We start from the raw sequence: 20,024 nt of genomic DNA, 5'->3' as shown, positions 1-20,024 counted from the left end.
GGCCCCCGGGCCCCTGACGCCCCGTCCGGGTGCCGCAGCACGGCCGCCGTGTCGTCCGAAGGTATGGTCGAGGTGACCGCAGCCTGGGACGACCGGACGGAGAGCTCCACCGTGGCGCGCAGCGTGTACGTGACCGGGATCGACCGGGGGGACGGCCGGCAGGCCGTGGAGCTCGGGGTCATGGAACTGCTCACCCGCCAGGTGGACCGGGTCGGGGTGTTCCGGCCGCTGGTGCACGTGCCGGACGGCGGCGGTCCGGGCAGCGACCACGTGGTGGAGCTGCTGCGCGGCCGCTACCGGCTGGACCTGCCGGCGTCCGAGCTGTACGGGCTGACGTACGACGAGGCGGCGGCGCTGCAGGCGGCCCGCGGGCAGGACGAGCTGGTCTCGGCGCTGGTGGACCGGTTCCACCAGCTGGAGCGGCGCTGCCAGGCGGTGCTGGTGCTGGGCACCGACTTCTCGGAGACCAACATCCCGGACGAGCTGGCGTTCAACGCCCGGCTGGCGAACGAGTTCGGGGCGGGCGTGCTGCCGGTGGTCGGCGGCCGGCACGAGGACCCGGCGGCGGTGGTCGCCGAGGTCCGCAACGCGCACCGGGCCTACCGGGACCTGGGGTGCTCGATCCTGGCGATGGTGGCCAACCGGGTCCGGCCGGGGGCCAAGCAGCAGGTGCAGCGGACGCTGGGCGAGAAGCTGCCGGTGCCGGTGTACGTGATCCCGGAGGAGCCCGCGCTGGCCGCGCCGACGGTGGCCCAGCTGGTCGAGGCGACCGGCGCGACGGTGCTGCTGGGCGACGCGGCGGGGCTCTCCCGGGACGTGCGGAACTTCGTGTTCGGCGGGGCGATGCTGCCGACCTTCCTGGACGCGCTGACCGAGGGCGCGCTGGTGGTGACCCCGGGCGACCGGGCCGACCTGGTGGTCGGGGCGCTGGCGGCGCACGCGGCGGGCTCGCCGCCGATCGCCGGCGTGCTGCTGACGCTGGGCCAGCACCCGGGCCCGAACGTGATGGCGCTGGCCTCCCGGCTGGCCCCGGGGACGCCGGTGGCGGAGGTGGCCGAGGGCTCCTGGCTGACCGCGGCGGCGCTCACCCACCTGGAGGGCCGGATCGGGCCGAACAGCCCGCGGAAGGCCGAGATCGCCCTCGGCCTGTTCGAACTGCACGTGGACACCGCCGAGTTGACCAGCCGGATCGAGCTGAGCCGGTCCGAGCGGGTGACCCCGATGATGTTCGAGCACGCGCTGCTGGAGCGGGCCCGCGCGGACCGCCGGCACATCGTCCTCCCGGAGGGCACCGAGGACCGGGTGCTGCGCGCCGCCGAGGTGCTGCTGCGCCGCAACATCTGCGACCTGACCCTGCTCGGCGAGCCGGACGCGGTGCACCGCAGGGTCGCCGCGCTCGGCATCGAGTTCCCGCAGGCGGGCGACGAGGGCGCCCAGGTGCGGATCGTCGACCCGGCGGCCAGCCCGCTGCGCCAGCAGTTCGCCGAGCTGTACGCGAAGGCCAGGGCGCACAAGGGCATGACGGTGGAGCGGGCGCTGGACGTGGTCACCGACGTCTCGTACTTCGGCACCCTGATGGTGCGGGAGGGCATCGCGGACGGCATGGTCTCGGGCGCGGTGCACTCGACGGCGGCGACCATCCGCCCGGCCTTCGAGGTGATCAAGACCTCGCCGGGGGCGGCGATCGTCTCCTCGGTGTTCTTCATGTGCCTGGCCGACAAGGTGCTGGTGTACGGCGACTGCGCGGTCAACCCGGACCCGGACGCCCAGCAGCTGGCCGACATCGCGATCCAGTCGGCGGAGACCGCCGCCCAGTTCGGGGTGGAGCCCCGGGTGGCGATGCTGTCGTACTCGACCGGCACCTCGGGCACCGGCGCGGACGTGGACAAGGTCCGCAAGGCCACCGAGCTGGTCCGCGAGCTGCGCCCCGACCTGCTGGTGGAGGGCCCGATCCAGTACGACGCGGCGGTGGACGCGTACGTCGCGGCGACCAAGCTGCCGGGGTCGGCGGTGGCCGGGCGGGCCACCGTGCTGGTCTTCCCGGACCTGAACACCGGCAACAACACGTACAAGGCGGTGCAGCGCTCGGCCGGGGCGATCGCGGTCGGGCCGGTGCTGCAGGGTCTGAACAAGCCGGTGAACGACCTGTCCCGGGGCGCCCTGGTGGAGGACATCGTGAACACCGTGGCGATCACCGCGATCCAGTCCCAGACCGCCGTCGAGACCGACACCCCCGCCGCAGGAGGCGCGCAGTGACCACCGGTACCCGTGTCCTGGTGCTGAACGCCGGGTCGTCCTCGGTGAAGTACCAGCTGATCGACATGCTGGACGGCGCGAAGCTGGCGTCCGGGCTGGTGGAGCGGATCGGCGAGGAGGGCGGCCGGCTGCTGCACCTGCCGCTGACCGGGGAGCCGCGCGAGACGCTGCGCCGGTTCGACGGGCACGACGTGGCGCTGGAGGCGGTCGCCGAGGAGCTGGCGAAGGACCTGATGGGCCTGGACTCGCCGGAGCTGGCGGCGATCGGGCACCGGGTGGTGCACGGCGGGCTGCGCTTCACCCGGCCGACCCTGGTCACCGACGCGGTGCTGGGCGAGATCCGCCGGCTGATCCCGGTCGCGCCGCTGCACAACCCGGCGAACATCACCGGCATCGAGGTGGCCCGCCGGCTGCGCCCGGACCTGCCGCAGGTCGCGGTGTTCGACACCGCGTTCCACGCCACGCTGCCCGAGCACGCGGCCCGCTACGCGATCGACCGGGCCGTCGCGGACGAGCACCGGGTGCGCCGCTACGGCTTCCACGGCACCTCGCACCAGTACGTCTCGCGGGCCACCGCCCGGCTGCTCGGCCGGGACCCGGCGGAGCTGAACGTGATCGTGCTGCACCTGGGCAACGGCGCCTCGGCCTCGGCGGTGGCGGGCGGGGTGTGCGTGGAGACCTCGATGGGCCTGACCCCGTTGGAGGGCCTGGTGATGGGCACCCGTTCGGGCGACGCGGACCCGGGCCTGGTGTTCCACCTGCACCGGGTGGGCGGGATGAGCGTCGACCAGATCGACGACCTGCTGAACCGGCGCAGCGGCCTGCTCGGCCTGTGCGGGGACAACGACATGCGCGAGGTGGTCCGCCGGGCGCAGGAGGGCGAGGAGGACGCCAAGCTGGCCTTCGACTCGTACGTGCACCGGATCCGCCGCTACCTGGGCGGCTACTACGCGGTGCTCGGGCGGGTGGACGCGGTGGCGTTCACCGCCGGGGTCGGGGAGAACTCCGCCGAGGTGCGGGCCGCGGTCTGTGCCAATCTGGAGGAGCTGGGCATTTCGGTCGATCCGGAACTGAACGCGGTGCGCTCGCGGGACGCGCGGACGGTCTCGCCGTCCTACTCGCGGGTCGCCGTGGCGGTGGTGCCGACCGACGAGGAGCTGGAGATCGCCCGGCAGACGTTCGCGCTGGTCCACGAGGTGTAGGCCCCGCGCGGGATGACTACCCGTCAGTATCCCATCCCTCGGAATGTTCGTTGGCGATATCTGACGATTCGAGCCGAATGCACCGATAACACGAACGGATAGACTGACGGATATGCGCCGAGCGAAAATTGTCTGCACCCTGGGTCCCGCGACGGACTCCTACGAACAGCTGAAGGCCATCGTCGAAGCGGGCATGAACGTCGCCCGCCTCAACATGAGCCACGGCTCCCACTCCGAGCACGAGGACCGGTACCGCCGCGTCCGCCAGGTCTCGGAGGACACCGGCCGCACCATCGGCGTGCTGGCCGACCTGCAGGGCCCCAAGATCCGTCTGGCGACCTTCGCCAACGGCCCGGTGACCGTTGACAACGGCGACACGTTCACCATCACCACCGAGGACGTCCCCGGTGACCAGTACATCTGCGGCACCACCTACAAGGGCCTGCCCGGCGACGTGAAGCCCGGCGACCCGATCCTGATCAACGACGGCGTCGTCGCCCTGGAGGTCGTCAGCGTCGACGGCCCGCGGGTGAAGACCGTGGTGGTCGAGGGCGGTGTGCTCTCCAACAACAAGGGCATCAACCTGCCCGGCGCGGCGGTGAACGTCCCCGCGCTGTCCGAGAAGGACAAGGACGACCTGCGCTTCGCCCTGGCGATGGGCGTCGACATGGTCGCGCTGTCCTTCGTCCGCAACGCCGCGGACATCGACGACGTGCACAAGGTCATGGACGAGGTCGGCATCCGGGTGCCGGTCATCGCCAAGATCGAGAAGCCGCAGGCCGTCGAGGCGATGGAGGAGATCGTCCTCGCCTTCGACGCGATCATGGTGGCCCGCGGCGACCTCGCGGTCGAGTACCCGCTGGAGAAGGTGCCGCTGGTCCAGAAGCAGCTGGTCACCCTGGCCCGCCGCAACGCCAAGCCGGTCATCGTCGCCACCCAGATGATGGAGTCGATGATCCACGCCTCGCGCCCCACCCGCGCCGAGGTCTCCGACGTCGCCAACGCCATCCTGGACGGCGCGGACGCGGTCATGCTGTCCGCCGAGTCGAGCGTCGGCAAGTACCCGGTCGAGACCGTCAAGACCATGAGCAAGATCGCCGAGAAGGCCGAGGAGGAGCTGCTCTCGCAGGGCCTCCAGCCGCTCAACCCGGGCCGCAAGCCGCGCACCCAGGGCGGCTCGGTCGCCCGCGCCGCGTGCGAGCTGGGCGACTTCCTCGACGGCAAGGCGCTGGTCGCGTTCACCAAGTCCGGTGACACCGCCCGCCGCCTGTCCCGCTACCGCTCGCCGATCCCGGTGATCGCCTTCACCCCGGACGTCGCCACCCGCAACCAGCTCTCGCTGAGCTGGGGCGTCGAGGCGTACGTCTCGGAGCAGGTGGACACCACCGACGAGATGGTCGAGCAGGTCGACCGCGAGCTGCTCAAGCTGGGCCGCCTCGCCGAGGGCGACACGGTGATCGTCACGGCCGGCGTGCCGGTCGGCATCCCGGGCACCACCAACCTGGTCCAGGTGCACCACCTGGGCGCCCGCGCGGACGGCTGAGCCGCCCGCGCGCGAACGCCGCGACGCCGCAGGGGCGGGACCCGAGGACCGGGTCCCGCCCCTGCGGCGTCCGGCCGCCGCACCGGCGGCGGCGGCGGTGGCGGTGGCGGTGGCGGCTCAACCGTCGTACGGCTCCTTGTCGTTGAACAGCCGCATGCCGGGGATCGTCAGGTCGCCGCCGAACTGGCCGGCCTGCACCGCCTTGGCGTCGGCCAGGGTCAGGTCCAGCGGGACCGGGACGGTGCTCAGCAGGTCCCAGAGCCACTTCGGGAGGGTGTCCGGGGTGAGCGTGATCCTGCCGAGCGGGATCGGGTTCGGGATCCCGTAGACCGCCGCCAGCTCGCCGGACAGGCTCTCCACGTACATGGTGATCGGGCCGTTGCGCATGGTCGAGGTCGAGCCCGGGCGGCTCTTCACGTGGAAGGTCAGGCCGGGGATCTGGATCGTCGACATGTCGAGGTTCTCGATGTCGACGCTGTCGGTGGTGAACTTCAGCACCCGCTTGGTGCCGCTCTCGGTGGTGACGTCGTAGACGCCGTTGAACACCGAGCCGTGCAGCGCCAGCCGGGTCGAGTGCAGCACCCAGTTCTGGTCCGGCACCACGTGGCCGCGGGGGGCCGCTTTCGCCGCCAGGCCCTTGGTGCTGACCAGGCAGTCCGGGGCCGCCGAGGCGGACGGGGACGGGGCGGGCTTCGGGGCGGTGGACTTCGGGGCGGTGGACTGCGGCGCGCCGGCCGGCGGGGCCTCGGGCGTGGGGGTGGCGGCGGGCTGCCCGGCGGACGGGGTCGGGGCCGGGGTCGGCGTGGGAGCCGGGGTCGCGGCCGGGGCCGGGGTCGGCGTGGGGGTCGGCGTGGGGGTCGGGCTCTGGCCGGGGTGGATCAGGTTGTTCCACCAGTCGTCGATCGCGCCGGCCTGCTGGACGCCGGGGGCCGCCGCGTCCGCCTTCGGCACGGTGTAGACGGCGGACCGCACGGTGCCGGTGCCGGTGCCGGTGAGTGCCGCGGGGACCGCGGTGGCGCTGCCCGCGGCGTCCGCCTGGACCTTGATCTCGCTCTTCGGGACGGGCGTCTCCTTGAGCACCGCGTCCGGGGCGCAGGCGCCGGCCTGCGGGTCGGCGGCGACCGCCAGCGTCGGCGCGTAGGCCGCGCCGACCAGCAGCGCGGTCGGCACGGCGGCGATCGCCAGCGCCCGGCCGCGCAGCCGGGAGCGCACCCCCGCCCGGGGCGCCGCGTGCCGCGGGCCGGGGACGGTCGGTTTCTCGGGCTCGGTCACCGCTGATCCTCCTCGGCGGGTGTCTGCGGGGCCGCGCCCGGCTCGGCGGCGGCCTGGGCGGGCAGGTGCGCGGTGGGCGCCTCGGCCGGCGCGTCGGCGGTGCGCTCGGCGGGGCCGTCGGCCGGGGCTCCGGCGGGGCCGTCGGCGGCGGGCGCGGGGCGGGCCGGCAGCGGCGCCCAGGAGGCCAGCAGGCCGCCGGCGATCAGGCCGGGCAGCGCGCCCATGCCGAAGCCGCCGAGGTTGGAGACCGGGATGGAGATCAGCGCCAGGATGGTGGTCGCCACCCCGCAGAAGACCCGCACCACCGGCTGGAACCAGGCGGTCAGGCCCAGCGCGATCAGCAGCAGGCCGATGATCAGCGAGCCCGCGCCCGCCGTGGTGGCCATCGTCATGGTGAGGCCGCCGATGCTGAGCTTGGCGTACGGGAAGTACAGGATCGGCACGCCGGCGATCATCGCGAGCAGCCCGCCCCAGAACGGCCGGGTGCGCCGCCACCTGCGGAACCCCCGCCAGACGCGGCTGACGATGCCCGCCTGGCTCTCGGGCCAGGTCTCGGCGGTTGCGCTGGACATGGTGCGACTCCTCGTGGTGGGTCCGAGGCGGGAGAAAGGGAGCAGGACCCCGGGGACGCCGGGGCGCCGGTCCGGGGGGCGGCCGAGCGCCGCTCCCGGACCGGTGTGGTCCGCCGTCGGGCCCGGTGGACGGGCCCTCAGGGCAGGACTAGTAGCACTCGTAGGTCTTGCCGTCTTCCTGCTTGTTCAGGTTCAGGTGCAGGCCGTTGAGGGTGAAGGTGCCGGCCGAGGTCGCCCAGGCGGTCTGCTTGACGCCGGTCAGGTGGGCGGTGTCGGCGGTCTGCGAGAAGCCCATCGGACCGGTCGGCAGGCCACCGGGTGCCGGGATCTTGCGGACCTTGTCCGCCGCGCTGCCCTGCAGGGTGCTGGCGTCCTGGCCGATGTTGATGTTGGTGAAGGTGGCGTCCGCCTCGAGCTGGTTGAGGTCGATCAGCAGGTTCTCGGCGTGCACCTGCTTGGCCTCGTCCGAGCTGTCGCCGGCCTTGAGGACCAGGGTCCACTTGCCGAGCCCGAACCCGCTGAGGTCGGTCACCACCGACTGGCAGAGGTTCTGCAGCCGGGCGCTGTCGAAGGCCGAGACGGCCACCGGGTGCCTGGTGCCGTTCGCCTCGACGTCGACGCCGCCGAACTGCGAGAAGCGGTCGCCGTGCAGGTCCTCGACGGTGACCTTGAACTGCTGGCCGGAGACCGCGAACGAGGCCGCGAGGGCGGAGTTGGCGAGCGAGACGCCGATCGCGGCGGTGGCCGCGACGCTGGGGACCATCACCAGGGCGAAGCGCTTCCAGCGGGTCTTGCCGTAAGACTGGGACATGCGTGTCCTCCTTCTAGGACGTGCGCCTCCGGCCGTTCCGGTGCGTCCCGCACGTGGTCAGGACCGGGATGGGAGAGAGAGCTACGTCCTCGGTAGCGGAGAGCGCCCGGTGCCGTGGGGACGGCGCGGACGGTCACCCCCGAGCGACAACCAGGCGGCCGCGCGGGTCGCGCGGCCGTCGCGAGGCCAGGAACCGCCGCGTGGGATCTGCGGTTACCCCCCTGGCCTCACCCGGTGGGGACCCTCGTCGCCGAGGGACCGGGCGTGGCCGATCGTGGTCCAATCCCGGGCCGAGCACAAGAGGTCCGTTACTGACGGGTAATCCAACAGTGAACGGGGGCGATCATGGAATCGAAGGCTCCGCGCCAGAGAGTGACCAAAATCGCATGTGCGGCTGTCGGCGATCGGCGGAAACATGAACGAAACACCCCTCCGCCGTCACATCATGTGACCGCGAAGGGGTGTTATCAAGATTTGGTAAAGGCGCCCCGAAGGCACTCGAAAGTCGTCAAATCACCGCCGACACCGCAGGTCACCCGAGGTGTCACCGAGTGCCGCCGGCGGCGGTCCGGCGACGGGTCAGAACAGCACCCGGGCCAGCGCCTGGCGGGCCGCGACGGTGCGCGGGTCGTCCGGGCCGATCACCTCGAACAGCTCCAGCAGCCGCAGCCGGGCCGCGTCCCGGTCGTCGCCGAAGGTCCGGGCGACGGTGTCGACCAGGCGGCCGAAGGCGTCCTCGACGTGCCCGCCGACCAGGTCCAGGTCGGCCGCCCGCAACTGGGCCGGGACGTCCCTCGGGTCGGCCGCCGCGTCGGTGCGCACCTGCTGCGGGTCGAGCTGCTCCACCCGGTGCAGCAGCTGCGCCTGGGCCAGGCCCAGCTTGGCCTCGACGTGGCCGGGGCGCTCGCTCAGCACGTTCTGGTAGGCCCGCACCGCGCCGGCCAGGTCGCCCCGGTCGAGCGCGTCGTGCGCCGCCTCCAGCGCCGGGTCGGCCGGCACCCGCGGCTCGTCCGCCGCGTCCTCGCCACCGCCGCCGGGGCCGCCCGCGGCGCCGCCGACGATGCCGAAGCGCTGCTCGGCCACCGCGATCAGCTGGTCCAGGATCTTGCGGACGTTCGGCTCGCTCTCGGCGCCCTGGAACAGCGGGACCAGCTGGCCCGCGACCACGGCCATCACGGCCGGGATGCCCTGGATGCCGAACTGCTGGGCGATCAGCTGGTTGGCGTCGACGTCGATCTTGGCGAGCACGATCCGGCCCGCGTACTCCTCGGCGAGGCGCTCCAGGATCGGGCTCAGCTGCTTGCACGGGCCGCACCACTCGGCCCAGAAGTCCACCACCACCGGGACCTCGGCGGAGCGCTGGACCACCTCGGACTCGAAGGTCTCCTCGGTGACGTCCAGCACCAGGGGGTAGTCCGCGAGCGCCGGGCCGTCGCCCGCCGCCGCCTGCCGGGCCCGTTCGGCCCGGGTCTGCTCGGCCTTCTGGGCGGCCTCTCCGGCCGCCTTGACCGCGGCGAGGTCCACCGCACCGCGCAGGGTGGAGCTGTTGAGACGCGAATTCCGTGACTGCATGGCTCTATCCTCCCCCGCCGGAGCCGGTGCCGGGCGCCATCCGCCCGGAAAAACCGGAGCGAGCCGCCCGGCCGTACCGCCGGGGCCCGAACCGTCGGCGCGGGTCCCCACCCGCGCCGTGCGCCCGGCCCGATCCCAGAGGGCGGGGCGCGTTGGTCGTCGCTCTTTCGCTACTGGTCGTAGCGTATCTGCCTCCCGGGCTCCCCCCGCAAGCCCCCCGCCCGCTCCCGGGGCGTGAGCTGTCCCACTTTCCGGGTCCGGGCGGGTGCCGGACGGGGCGGCGGGTCGCTACCGTGGGGCGAACAAGTTACTTCTGAGTAAACAAGCCAGGAGGCGCGGTGGCCCCCACCACCCGGCAGCCCGCCGAGCACCCGGACCCGCCGTCCGCGGGTGCCCCGCCCGTCCCGCTCGCCCCGCTCGTCCGCGGCAAGGGCCGGCCGCGCAGCGCCGCCGCCGACCAGGCCATCCTGGACGCCACCCGGGAGGCGCTCGCCGAACTCGGCTGGGGCGGCCTCACCATGGGCGACGTCGCCCAGCGGGCCGGCGTCGCCAAGACCACGCTGTACCGGCGCTGGCCGTCCAAGAGCGAACTCGTCGTCGACGCCATCGCCAGCCTCTTCGACCAGCTGGAGTGCGCCGACCTGGGCAGCCTGCGGGCCGACATCGAGGCCGTGGTCGCCCGCTTCGCCGAGCTGCTCACGCTGCCCGAGACCCAGGCCGCGCTGCTCGCGCTGTTCGCCGAGGGCTCCCGCGACCCGCAGCTGCGCCGGCGGATCCGGGAGCGGATCGTCCAGCCGCAGAAGGTGCTGGTCGAGCTCGGCCGGGCCAACGCCCAGGCCCGCGGCGAGATGGACCCCGACCGGGACCCGGCGGCGGCCGCCGAGGAGGTCGGCATCATCTTCGACACCATCGCCGGCACCGTCGAGCACCGGCTGCTGGTGAGCGGCGAACCCGTCACCGCGGACTGGATCCGCCGCTTCACCACGCTGCTGCTCGGGCCCTTCCCGGGCCCGGAGCGCTGAGCGGGCCGCTCAGAGCGCCGGGAACGCCGGTATCAGCGCGGCCAGCCGCACCGGGTCGTTGAGCACGTCGATGCCCGCGATCAGGCCGTCCACCACGGTGAACGACATCACCGAGCGCGGCTCGCCGTCCACCACCGTCAGCGTGCCGTAGGTGCCGTTCACCAGCACCAGGCGGGCGTACGGCGCCAGGTGCCGGAAGCCCTGCGCCGAGGACGCGATCACCGTGCCGCCGCGGATCACCTTGCTCAGCTCGGCCAGTGCCGGGCCGCCGTCCGCCCGCAGCACCGCGTCCGGGGCGAGCACCGCGACCAGGCCCGCGAAGTCGCCCTCCCGGGAGGCCGCCAGGAACGCCCCCACCGCGGCCCGCTGCGCCGCCGGGTCCCGGTCCGGCTCGGGCGCCCGCTCCCTGACCCGCCGGCGGGCCCGGCTGGCCAGCTGCCGCACCGCCGCCGGGGACTTCCCCAGCAGCGGCGCGATGTCCTCCAGCGGGACGCCGAACAGGTCGTGTAGCACGAACGCGAGCCGCTCGGCCGGGCCGAGGGTGCCCAGCACCACCTGCAGCGCCAGGCCGACCCGGTCGCCCAGCAGCGCCTGCGCCGCCGGGTCGTCCCGTTCCGGCGCGGCCAGCACCGGGTCCGGCACCGAGGTGTCCAGCTCCTCCTCGCGCCGCCGCTCCCGGCCGCGCAGCTCGTTCAGGCAGACCCGGGAGGCGACCGTGGTCAGCCAGCCGCCCAGGTTCTCCACCTCCTCGGCGTGCCGGTCCAGCCGCAGCCAGGTCTCCTGCACCACGTCGTCGGCCTCGCCCAGCGAGCCCAGCATCCGGTACGCGACCGCGCGCAGCCGGGGCCGGTGCGCCTCGAACCGCTCGGCGAGCTGCGCTCCCCCACTCATCCGCCACATCCCTCCGTTCGGGGTCATACGACGCCCCCAACTCTGCCAGGGGGGAACGGAGTCGGTGCCGGGCGGGGCGGTCGGCGGGGCCCGGTCAGAAGGTGGCGTTCTCCTGGTAGGTGCCCCACTCGGCGCGCAGCGCGTGGCAGATCTCGCCGAGGGTGGCCTCGGCCCGGACGGCGCGGAGCATCGGCTCGATCATGTTGGTGCCCTCGCGGGCGGCGGTGAGCATGGCGTCCAGGCCGGCCCGGACGGCGGCCTCGTCGCGGTGCGCCTTCCGCTCCCGCAGGGCGCGGACCTGCTCGCGCTCGACCTCGTGGCTGACCCGGAGGATCTCCAGTTCGGGGGTGACGCTGCGGGGGTGGCAGTTGACGCCGACCACCCGCTTGTCGCCCTTCTCGACGCCCTGCTGGTAGCGGAAGGCGGCCTCGGCGATCTCGCCGGTGAACCAGCCCTCCTCGATGCCGCGCAGGATGCCGGCGGTCATCGGGCCGATCGGGTGCTCGGCGCTGCCCTTGTCGAGGATCCGCCGGAAGATCTCCTCGACCTGGGCCTCGATCCGGTCGGTGAGCGCCTCGACGTACCAGGAGCCGCCGAGCGGGTCGGCGACGTTGGTGACGCCGGTCTCCTCCATGATCACCTGCTGGGTGCGCAGGGCGATCTCGGCGGCCTGCTCGCTGGGCAGCGCGAGGGTCTCGTCGAGGGCGTTGGTGTGCAGCGAGTTGGTGCCGCCGAGGACGGCGGAGAGCGCCTCGACGGCGGTCCGGACCACGTTGTTGTACGGCTGCTGGGCGGTCAGCGAGACGCCCGCGGTCTGGGTGTGGAAGCGCAGCCACTGCGCCTTCTCGGTCTTCGCGCCGAAGTGGTCGCGCATCCAGCGGGCCCAGATCCGGCGGGCGGCGCGGAACTTGGCGATCTCCTCGAAGAAGTCGAGGTGGGCGTCGAAGAAGAAGGACAGGCCGGGGGCGAACACGTCGACGTCCAGGCCGCGGGAGAGGCCGAGCTCGACGTAGCCGAGGCCGTCGGCCAGCGTGTAGGCGAGCTCCTGGGCGGCCGTGGCCCCGGCCTCCCGGATGTGGTAGCCGGAGACCGAGAGCGGCTTGTAGGCGGGGATGCCGGCGGCGCAGTGCTCCATCAGGTCGCCGATCAGGCGCAGGTGCGGCTCGGGGGCGAAGAGCCACTCCTTCTGCGCGATGTACTCCTTGAAGATGTCGGTCTGCAGGGTGCCGTTGAGCACGGCGGGGTCGACGCCCTGGCGCTCGGCGGCGACCAGGTACATGCAGAAGACCGGGACGGCCGGGCCGCTGATCGTCATCGAGGTGGTGACCTCGCCGAGCGGGATGCCCCGGAACAGCACCTCCATGTCGGCGGCGGAGTCGATCGCGACGCCGCAGTGGCCGACCTCGCCGAGCGCGCGGGCGTCGTCCGAGTCGTAGCCCATCAGGGTGGGCATGTCGAAGGCGACCGAGAGGCCGCCGCCGCCGGCCTCCAGGATCATCCGGTAGCGCTCGTTGGTCTGCTCGGCGTTGCCGAAGCCGGCGAACTGGCGGATGGTCCAGGCGCGGCCGCGGTAGCCGGTGGGGTGCAGGCCGCGGGTGTAGGGGTACTCGCCGGGCCAGCCGATCCGCTCGAAGCCCTCGACGTGCTGTCCGGGCGGCGGCCCGTACACGGGGTCGACGCTCTCGCCGCTCAGCGTGGTGAAGTCCGCGTCGCGCTTGCGCGCCTTGTCGTACCGCTGCTGCCAGCGCTGCCGTCCGGCCTCGATCTGCTCGGCGTCCATCGGTTCCGACTCCCGCTCCGTGCGGCCGCCCTCGCGGGTCGGCAGAACTACTTGGATGTCCTAGCAATTTACTCGGACGTCCTAGTACCTGTCGACGCCTGCCCGCCGAACACTCCCGGACGTCCCCCGGACGGTCGGGGGAACGCCGGACGCCCCTCCCCCGGCGGGCGGGGAGGGGCGTCGCGGAACGGGCGGGGCGGGGGCTCAGACGCCGGCGGTCTCGCGGGTGGTCTGGGCGGGGACGAGCTTGGTCCCGGCCTCGGCGACGACCTTGCGCTCGGCGACGAACGAGGCGAACGGGACGCAGCCGGCGGCCAGGAAGGCGACCATCCGGCCGAGCGGCCACTTGAGCTTCTGGCCGAGCAGGAAGGTCACCACGAAGTAGCCGATGTAGAGGTAGCCGTGCGCCATCGCGACGTACGTGGTGGCGTCGGCGCCCGCGTCGAAGCCGTACTTGGCGATGATGAACCCGCAGAACACCAGGAGCGCGACACCCGTCGCGATCGCCAGGACCCGGTACCAGCCCAGCAGGGGGGTCGCCTTCATCTTCTCGTTCCTCGCCTCGCTCGGGCCGGCCGCGCCCACCTCGGGCGCACCGCTGGTACGAGGGTAACCGCCCCTACGCCCGCTCCCGGTCCGGCCCCTCCCCGGCGGGCGGGGCGAAGTCGCCGGCGGCGACCCGCAGCGGGCGGAGCAGTTCGAAGACCTCGCGGCAGGCGTCGGCGTCGTAGCCGTCCATGCCGAACTCGACCGCGACGAGTTCGCGGGTGGCCCGCTCGACCACCTGGCGGCCGCGCTCGGTGATGGCGGCGAGCACACCGCGGCCGTCCAGCGGGTTGGGGCGGCGGGCGACCAGGCCGGCCCGCTCCAGGCGGTCGACGGTGTTGGTGACGCTGGTGGGGTGGACCATCAGGCGCTCGCCGATCTTGGAGAGCGCGAGTTCGCCGGACCGGCTGAAGGTCAGCAGCACCAGGGCCTCGTAGCGGGCGAAGGTCAGGCCGTAGGGCTTGACCACCGCGTCGACCCGGGCCAGCAGGATCTGGTGGGCGCGCATCACCGAGGTGATCGCCGCCATCGAGGGGACCTTGCCCCAACGGCGCTCCCAGAGTTCGTCGGCGCGGGCGATCGGGTCGAAGTCGAGGGCGAGGGGCTTGGGCACGCCCCCACCGTACCCGCGGGGGCGGGCGGGGGTAGCAGGTGTCCACGATGATGGACAACCCGCCCTTCTTGGCGGGATCACGCCAAACAGACGAGCCCGGCCGGATGACGGCTCTTTACCGTGCATATTCCGGCAATATTCAGTGATTGCACCGGAGTTGGGCCTTCGCCCAGCCCGCGCGGCATGGTTCGCGGCGAAACATCCGATTTCCCGGAATCCCCCGGACCGGGCCGTTGGCGAGAGTTTGCCAATAGTTGCCGAACCGCTGTCCCGGCATTCGCGGCGTCGTCATGCTTCTGGCCAGCCCCGTTCGACACCGCCGGCCCACCCCACCGGCGGCTGTCACCTGACCGCACGGAGCCGCACGTCAGCACCCGTTCCGCCCCAGCAGGCACTGACCCCGGTGCCCCGGAGCGAGGTGCGACCGCGCACACACGCGGTTGATCCGGAAGGAACCCGTACGTGAAGCGAAAGCTCGCTGTCGGCGCTGTTCTCTCTGCCTCGGCCCTGCTGGCCGGCGCGATCCAGGTGAGCGCCGGAATGGCGTACGCCGCCCCGAACCCGGCCTCCCTCGGCCGGGCCGACCAGCTCGCGCTGGCCGCCGCGCAGGCACCGGCCGCCGCCAAGGCCCTGGGCCTGGGCGCGCGGGAGAAGCTGGTCGTCAAGGACGCCGTCGTCGACGCCGACGGCACCCGGCACTTCCGCTACGAGCGCACCTACGACGGGCTGCCCGTGCTCGGCGGCGACCTGGTCGTGCACCAGGCCGCCAACGGCAGGGTCAAGTCCAGCGACAAGGCCGTCGCCGGCAGCCTGGCCCCCGCCTCGCTGAGCCCGAAGCTGACGGCCGGGCAGGCCGCCGCGCAGGCGGCCGGCGCGGTGCGGGCCACCGTCGGCCTGGCGCACGACGCCGACGAGGCCGCGCTGGCCTCGGTCTCCGGCGCCAGCGGCAGCCCCGAGCTGGTGGTCTGGGCCGCCGACGGCGCGCCGCGGCTGGCGTACCGCACCACCGTCGAGGGCGTCCGGGCGGACGGCACCCCGAGCCGCCAGCGGCTGGTCACCGACGCCGACAGCGGCGCGGTGCTCTCCAGCCACGAGGACATCCAGACCGCCAACGCGAACGGCACCGGCAACGGCGTCTTCGTCGGCAGCGTCTCGCTGACCACCACGCTGACCGGCACCACGTACACGCTGAAGGACGCCACCCGCGGCGGCCAGTACACCAGCACGCTGGCGGGCAAGACCTCCGGCAAGGGCACCCTCTACTCCAAGACCACCAACACCTGGGGCAACGGCCTGGCCTCCAACAGCGAGTCCGCGGCCGTCGACGCCCAGTACGGCGCGGCCGTCACCTGGGACTTCTACAAGAACACCTTCGGCCGCAGCGGCATCCGCAACGACGGCGTCGGCGCGTACAGCCGGGTCCACTACGGCAGCAACTACGTCAACGCGTTCTGGGACGACAGCTGCTTCTGCATGACCTACGGCGACGGCTCGGGCAACACCCACCCGCTGACCGAACTCGACGTCTCCGGGCACGAGATGAGCCACGGCGTGACGTCCAACACGGCCGGCCTGAACTACTCCGGCGAGTCCGGCGGCCTGAACGAGGCCACCTCCGACATCTTCGGCAGCCTGGTCGAGTTCTACGCCAACCTGCCGAAGGACAACCCGGACTACCTGATCGGCGAGCTGATCGACATCAACGGCAACGGCACGCCGCTGCGCTACATGGACAAGCCGTCCAAGGACGGCGCGTCCGCCGACTACTGGTCCTCGACGGTCGGCAGCAAGGACGTCCACTACTCCTCGGGCGTCGCCAACCACTTCTTCTACCTGCTGGCCGAGGGCAGCGGCGCCAAGACCATCAACGGCGTCAGCTACAACTCGCCGACCTACAACGGCGCGGCCCTGACCGGCATCGGCCGGGCCAAGGCCGCCCAGGTCTGGTACCGGGCGCTGACCGTCTACATGACCTCCACCACCAACTACAAGGCCGCCCGCACGGCGACCCTGAACGCGGCGAAGGACCTGTACGGCGCCGGCTCCGCCGAGTACAACGCGGTCGCGGCCGCCTGGACCGGGGTGAACGTCAACTGACGCCGACCGGCTGACGAGAAGCCCGCGGCGGCCGGGCCCCACGAGGGGGCCCGGCCGCCGCGCACCACGTTCCGGGGAGGTCAGGCGGCGGCCGCCGGCGCCGGGGCGTCGAGCTCGCCGCGCTCCTCCTTGGCGAGCATCCGCTCGGCGAAGAAGCCGCCGGTCGGCACCACCGCGAGGACGAACATCAGCAGGCCGCGCTTCGGCTCCCAGCGGCGGGCCTGGTACGCCTGCGCCAGGAAGACCACGTACAGCACGAACAGCACGCCGTGCACCATGCCCATCACCGGCACCGCGTCGAAGCTGGTGGTGCGCTTCAGCACCGAGCAGACCAGCAGCAGCAGGAAGGACAGCCCCTCGGGGCCGGAGACCAGGCGCAGGCGGTGGACGGCGGCGACGCTCTTCACGGGGATTCCTCACGGGGGCACGGCGGACGGCTGGGCTCGCGAACGGCCCGGCTTGTGAACGGACGCACAAGCCGGGTCTATTATCACCGACCCGACGGCGGCGCCGGACGGGGACCCCCTATCCTGCTGTGCTGCGCGCGCTCCGACGGTCGGAGCGCGCCGGACCCACGGGGGGAACCACCACATGCTGAAGCGGGATTGGGACCGGCACACCTGCGCCAAGCGCGGGCACATCACCTACGCGCCCGACGAACCCGACCTGCGGGCGCGGCTGCACACCGCCACCGCCGTCGGCACCGCCTGGCGCTGCCTGCGCTGCGGCGACTTCGCGCTCGGCGAGCCGCACGGCTCCGGCCCGGCCGAGGAGGCGCCGCTGGTGCCCCGCGGCAAGGCCCTGCGCGACCTGTTCATCCTGCGCTTCCTGGCCGTCGAGCGGCTGCTGCGCGGCCTGCTGATCGTGGTCGTCGCCTGGGGGGTGTGGAAGTTCTCCAACAGCAGGGACGCGGTCCGCCGGATCTTCGACGAGAACCTGACCGTCTTCAAGCCGGTCACCGACCACTTCCACTTCGACCTGGAGCACTCGCCGATCGTCGACACCGTCCGCAAGACCTTCGAGTACAAGCACTCGACCCTGGTCTACGTGGCCGTCGCGCTGGTGGTGTACGCGCTGGTCGAGATCGTCGAGGCGTTCGGCCTCTGGTGGGGCCACCGCTGGGCCGAGTACCTGACCGTGGTCGCCACCGCCGCGTTCCTGCCGCTGGAGGTCTACGAGCTGACCGAGCACGTCAGCGCGCTGAAGATCGGCACGCTGCTGCTGAACATCGCCGCGGTGCTCTGGATCATGCTCTCCAAGCGCCTGTTCGGGCTGCGCGGCGGCCGCGCCGCGTTCGAGGCCGAGCGGCACTCGGCCTCGCTGCTGGAGGTCGAGTCGGCCGCGGGGGCGCTGCCGCAGCCGGTCTGATGCTTTGTCCGCTTATGTCCCGCTGACGCGGCGTCCGTTGTACGGGTTTCGTACCGAACGGGTACCAGCGGACCCCGGCCCCCTCCCCACCCGGGGAGGGGGCCGCTAGATTCCCGGACGTGGCACAGTTCCGACTCCAGGGGTCCAAAGTCCTCGCCGTCGACCTCGCCGGCGACACCGTCAAGGCACGCAACGGCTCGATGGTCGCCTACACCGGGCAGATGGGCTTCAAGAAGCTCTCCGGCGGCGGCGACGGCCTGCGCGGCATGGTCACCCGCCGGCTCACCGGCGAACGCATGGAGGTCATGGAGGTGAAGGGGCAGGGCACCTGCTACTTCGCCGACAAGGCCACCGAGATCAATCTGGTCCGGCTGAACGGGGAGACCCTGTTCGTCGAGTCCGACAACCTGCTCTGCACCGAGGCGTCACTGCACACCGGCACCTCCTTCACCGGGCTGAACGGCATGGCCAGCGGCACCGGCCTGTTCACCACCAAGGTGGAGGGCCAGGGCTGGGCCGCGGTCACCTCGAAGGGCCCCGCGGTGGTCCTCCGGGTCTCGCAGGGGATGCCGCTGCGGGTCGACCCCGGGGCGTACGTCGCGCACACCGGCAACCTGCACCGGGCGCTCAAGTCCGGCGCGGGCTGGACCACGCTGATCGGCGAGGGCGGCGGCGAGGCGATGCAGGTCGAGTTCACCGGCGAGGGCCTGGTCTACGTCCAGCCCTCCGAGCGGATGACGCTGGGGGGCGAGGTCTGATGGCCTTCACCAGGATCAACAACAAGATGGTCTCCGCCCAGCTGCTGCCCGGGCAGCGGGTGCTCTCCCAGCGCGGCTCGATGCTCGGCTACACCGGCGAGGTGACCTTCCAGCCCAACCTGATGGGCGGGCAGGGCGGCGTGATGTCGATGATCGGCCGCCGGGTCGCCAACGAGGACACCCCGCTGATGACCGTCGAGGGCCACGGCACCGTGCTGTTCGGCCACGGCGGCCACCACGTGCACGTGGTCGACCTGGTCGGCGACACCCTCTACGTGGAGGCCGACCGGCTGCTCGCCTTCGAGGGCGGCCTGCAGCAGTCCACCATGTTCATGGGCCAGCAGGGCGGCCTGATGGGCGTGGTCCGCGGCCAGGTCACCGGCCAGGGCCTGTTCACCACCAAGCTCACCGGCAAGGGCGCGGTCGCGGTGATGGCCCACGGCGGCGTCATCGAACTGCCGATCTCCCCCGGCCAGCCCGTCCACGTCGACCCGCAGGCCTACGTCGCGCACCGCGGCGAGGTCACCAACAAGCTCTCCAGCGCGCTCGGCTGGCGCGACATGGTCGGACGCGGCTCCGGCGAGGCCTTCCAACTCGAACTCTCCGGGCACGGCACGGTCTACGTCCAGGCCAGCGAGGTGAAGCTCTGATGTCCTACCCCCCGCAGAACCCCTACGGCCAGGACCCGTACGCGCAGCAGCAGCCGCCGCAGCCGTACGGCCAGCAGCCCCCGCCGTACCCGCCGCAGGGACCGCCGCAGGGCTACTCCCAGCAGCAGTACGACCAGTCGTACCAGGCCACCCAGGCCGGGATGCACATCCCGCCGCCGCCCCACCAGGCCCCGCCCGCCGGGCAGTTCGGCGCCCCCGTGTTCCAGCCGCCGGGCGGAGCGGGCCCGCAGGTCTGGGACGCCGGCAGCCTGCCGTCCAACGACAACGTCAACCCGTACTGCTTCTCGGTCGACCTGAACGGCGCGTACTACCTGCAGAAGGGGAAGATGATCGCCTACTACGGCGAGATGCGCTTCTCCGGGATCGGCCGCGGCGCGCTCGACCGGGTGCTGGAGCAGAACTTCAACTCGCCGCTGCACGCCGCCGACTGGGTGGTCGCCGAGGGGCGCGGCCGGCTGCTGCTCGCCGACCGGGCGTACGACCTCAACTCGTACGACCTGGAGGACGGCAACCTGACCGTGCGCTCCGGCAACCTGCTCGCCTTCGAGCCGACGCTGCGGCTCAAGCAGTCGATCATCCCGGGGTTCCTGACCCTGATCGGCACCGGCAAGTTCGTCGCCGCGTCCAACGGGCCGGTGCACTTCGTCGAGCCCCCGGTCCGGGTCGACCCGCAGGCCCTGGTCGGCTGGGCGGACTGCCCGGCGCCCTGCCACCACTACGACCACAGCTACCTGCACGGCGTCCTCGGCGGCCTGCGGCACCTGACCGGGATCGGCGGCGCCAGCGGCGAGGAGCACCAGTTCGAGTTCATCGGGGCCGGGCAGGTGCTGATGCAGTCCTCCGAGACGCTGATGGCCGACCGCTCGGTCGGCGTGGTCGGCGCGGAGCCCGGCATCCCCGGCGCGAACCTCCCGCACCAGCAGCAACAGCACGGCGGCGGCGCCGGGCTGACCGGGCTCGGGAACCTGGGCGACCTCGGCCGGCGCTTCGGGCTCTAGGCGGAGCGGGACGGGACGGAACGGAACGGGAGCCGGGGACGCGGAGCACCGC

Annotated in this window: 18 protein-coding genes; 9 read left to right on the top strand and 9 right to left on the bottom strand. The window is 72.7% G+C overall.

All coding sequences use genetic code 11. From position 1 onward, the window contains the following. Positions 1–111: 111 nt before the first annotated feature. The 3 genes from pta to pyk all read left to right on the top strand — a co-directional run bounded on the left by pta (position 112) and on the right by pyk (position 5,001). On the top strand, positions 112–2,256 hold the full coding sequence (gene pta, locus KSE_RS24995) for a phosphate acetyltransferase (protein ID WP_033259714.1): 2,145 nt from the start codon (positions 112–114) through the stop codon (positions 2,254–2,256). After that, positions 2,253–3,458, top strand: coding sequence for an acetate/propionate family kinase (locus tag KSE_RS24990; protein ID WP_014138140.1), 1,206 nt, complete (start codon positions 2,253–2,255; stop codon positions 3,456–3,458). Before pta ends, KSE_RS24990 begins: the two co-directional genes overlap by 4 nt. A 112-nt stretch (positions 3,459–3,570) precedes the next feature. Then, positions 3,571–5,001: a pyruvate kinase gene (gene pyk / locus KSE_RS24985; RefSeq protein WP_014138139.1), complete on the top strand. Its 1,431-nt coding sequence runs from the start codon at positions 3,571–3,573 to the stop codon at positions 4,999–5,001. Positions 5,002–5,118: 117 nt separating this feature from the next. On the opposite strand, the gene KSE_RS42990 is transcribed toward pyk, so the two are convergent. From KSE_RS42990 to KSE_RS24965, 4 genes are all read right to left on the bottom strand, one after another. Next, complete coding sequence (locus KSE_RS42990; RefSeq protein ID WP_014138138.1) at positions 5,119–6,273, bottom strand: hypothetical protein; 1,155 nt, start codon at positions 6,271–6,273, stop codon at positions 5,119–5,121. Continuing rightward, positions 6,270–6,845: a DUF6114 domain-containing protein gene (locus KSE_RS24975; RefSeq protein WP_014138137.1), complete on the bottom strand. Its 576-nt coding sequence runs from the start codon at positions 6,843–6,845 to the stop codon at positions 6,270–6,272. The genes KSE_RS42990 and KSE_RS24975 overlap by 4 nt, the downstream gene beginning before the upstream one ends. 148 nt (positions 6,846–6,993) lie before the next feature. Beyond that, positions 6,994–7,656 carry a DUF6230 family protein gene (locus tag KSE_RS24970; protein ID WP_014138136.1) on the bottom strand — a complete coding sequence of 221 codons (663 nt, stop codon included), beginning with the start codon at positions 7,654–7,656 and terminating at the stop codon, positions 6,994–6,996. Positions 7,657–8,235: 579 nt separating this feature from the next. Next, positions 8,236–9,228 (bottom strand): tetratricopeptide repeat protein, encoded by a 993-nt coding sequence (locus KSE_RS24965; RefSeq protein WP_014138135.1) that lies wholly within the window; start codon positions 9,226–9,228, stop codon positions 8,236–8,238. Positions 9,229–9,566: 338 nt separating this feature from the next. Here KSE_RS24965 and KSE_RS24960 point away from each other — a divergent pair, with 338 nt between their 5' ends. Next, on the top strand, positions 9,567–10,250 hold the full coding sequence (locus KSE_RS24960; protein WP_014138134.1) for a TetR/AcrR family transcriptional regulator: 684 nt from the start codon (positions 9,567–9,569) through the stop codon (positions 10,248–10,250). 9 nt (positions 10,251–10,259) lie between these two features. Here KSE_RS24960 and KSE_RS24955 read toward each other — a convergent pair whose 3' ends face one another. The 4 genes from KSE_RS24955 to KSE_RS24940 form a co-directional block, all read right to left on the bottom strand. Further along, entirely contained in the window at positions 10,260–11,141 is an 882-nt protein-coding gene (locus KSE_RS24955) for a sigma-70 family RNA polymerase sigma factor (RefSeq protein ID WP_014138133.1), read from the bottom strand. A gap of 94 nt (positions 11,142–11,235) precedes the next feature. Beyond that, complete coding sequence (locus tag KSE_RS24950) at positions 11,236–12,921, bottom strand: acyl-CoA mutase large subunit family protein (protein ID WP_014138132.1); 1,686 nt, start codon at positions 12,919–12,921, stop codon at positions 11,236–11,238. A 204-nt stretch (positions 12,922–13,125) separates the two neighbouring features. After that, positions 13,126–13,467, bottom strand: coding sequence for a DUF3817 domain-containing protein (locus KSE_RS24945; RefSeq protein WP_063747490.1), 342 nt, complete (start codon positions 13,465–13,467; stop codon positions 13,126–13,128). 73 nt (positions 13,468–13,540) lie between these two features. Next, the gene (locus tag KSE_RS24940; RefSeq protein WP_014138130.1) at positions 13,541–14,080 is read right to left on the bottom strand and encodes a MarR family winged helix-turn-helix transcriptional regulator; all 540 of its coding nucleotides are present in this window, start codon (positions 14,078–14,080) and stop codon (positions 13,541–13,543) included. A 462-nt stretch (positions 14,081–14,542) separates the two neighbouring features. On the opposite strand from KSE_RS24940, the gene KSE_RS24935 reads away from it, so the two are divergent. Beyond that, positions 14,543–16,177 (top strand): M4 family metallopeptidase, encoded by a 1,635-nt coding sequence (locus tag KSE_RS24935; RefSeq protein WP_014138129.1) that lies wholly within the window; start codon positions 14,543–14,545, stop codon positions 16,175–16,177. A gap of 80 nt (positions 16,178–16,257) precedes the next feature. Here the strand turns inward: KSE_RS24935 and KSE_RS24930 are convergent, their stop codons facing one another. Further along, on the bottom strand, positions 16,258–16,590 hold the full coding sequence (locus KSE_RS24930) for a DUF3817 domain-containing protein (protein ID WP_033259703.1): 333 nt from the start codon (positions 16,588–16,590) through the stop codon (positions 16,258–16,260). Between the two features lie 181 nt (positions 16,591–16,771). On the opposite strand from KSE_RS24930, the gene KSE_RS24925 reads away from it, so the two are divergent. The 4 genes from KSE_RS24925 (at position 16,772) to KSE_RS24910 (ending at position 19,972) form a co-directional block, all read left to right on the top strand. Continuing rightward, the gene (locus KSE_RS24925; protein ID WP_033259717.1) at positions 16,772–17,545 is read left to right on the top strand and encodes a DUF2127 domain-containing protein; all 774 of its coding nucleotides are present in this window, start codon (positions 16,772–16,774) and stop codon (positions 17,543–17,545) included. Positions 17,546–17,664: 119 nt separating this feature from the next. Then, a complete protein-coding gene (locus tag KSE_RS24920) occupies positions 17,665–18,303 on the top strand; it encodes an AIM24 family protein (protein WP_014138126.1) in 639 nt (212 codons plus the stop codon). After that, positions 18,303–18,953: an AIM24 family protein gene (locus tag KSE_RS24915; protein WP_014138125.1), complete on the top strand. Its 651-nt coding sequence runs from the start codon at positions 18,303–18,305 to the stop codon at positions 18,951–18,953. Before KSE_RS24920 ends, KSE_RS24915 begins: the two co-directional genes overlap by 1 nt. Before the next feature lie 218 nt (positions 18,954–19,171). Next, positions 19,172–19,972 (top strand): AIM24 family protein, encoded by an 801-nt coding sequence (locus KSE_RS24910; protein WP_033259718.1) that lies wholly within the window; start codon positions 19,172–19,174, stop codon positions 19,970–19,972. Positions 19,973–20,024 lie beyond the last annotated feature (52 nt).

Origin of the sequence: Kitasatospora setae KM-6054, from assembly GCF_000269985.1 — a bacterium.
Classification (GTDB): domain Bacteria; phylum Actinomycetota; class Actinomycetes; order Streptomycetales; family Streptomycetaceae; genus Kitasatospora; species Kitasatospora setae.
This window is presented reverse-complemented; position numbering and strand designations above follow the sequence as displayed.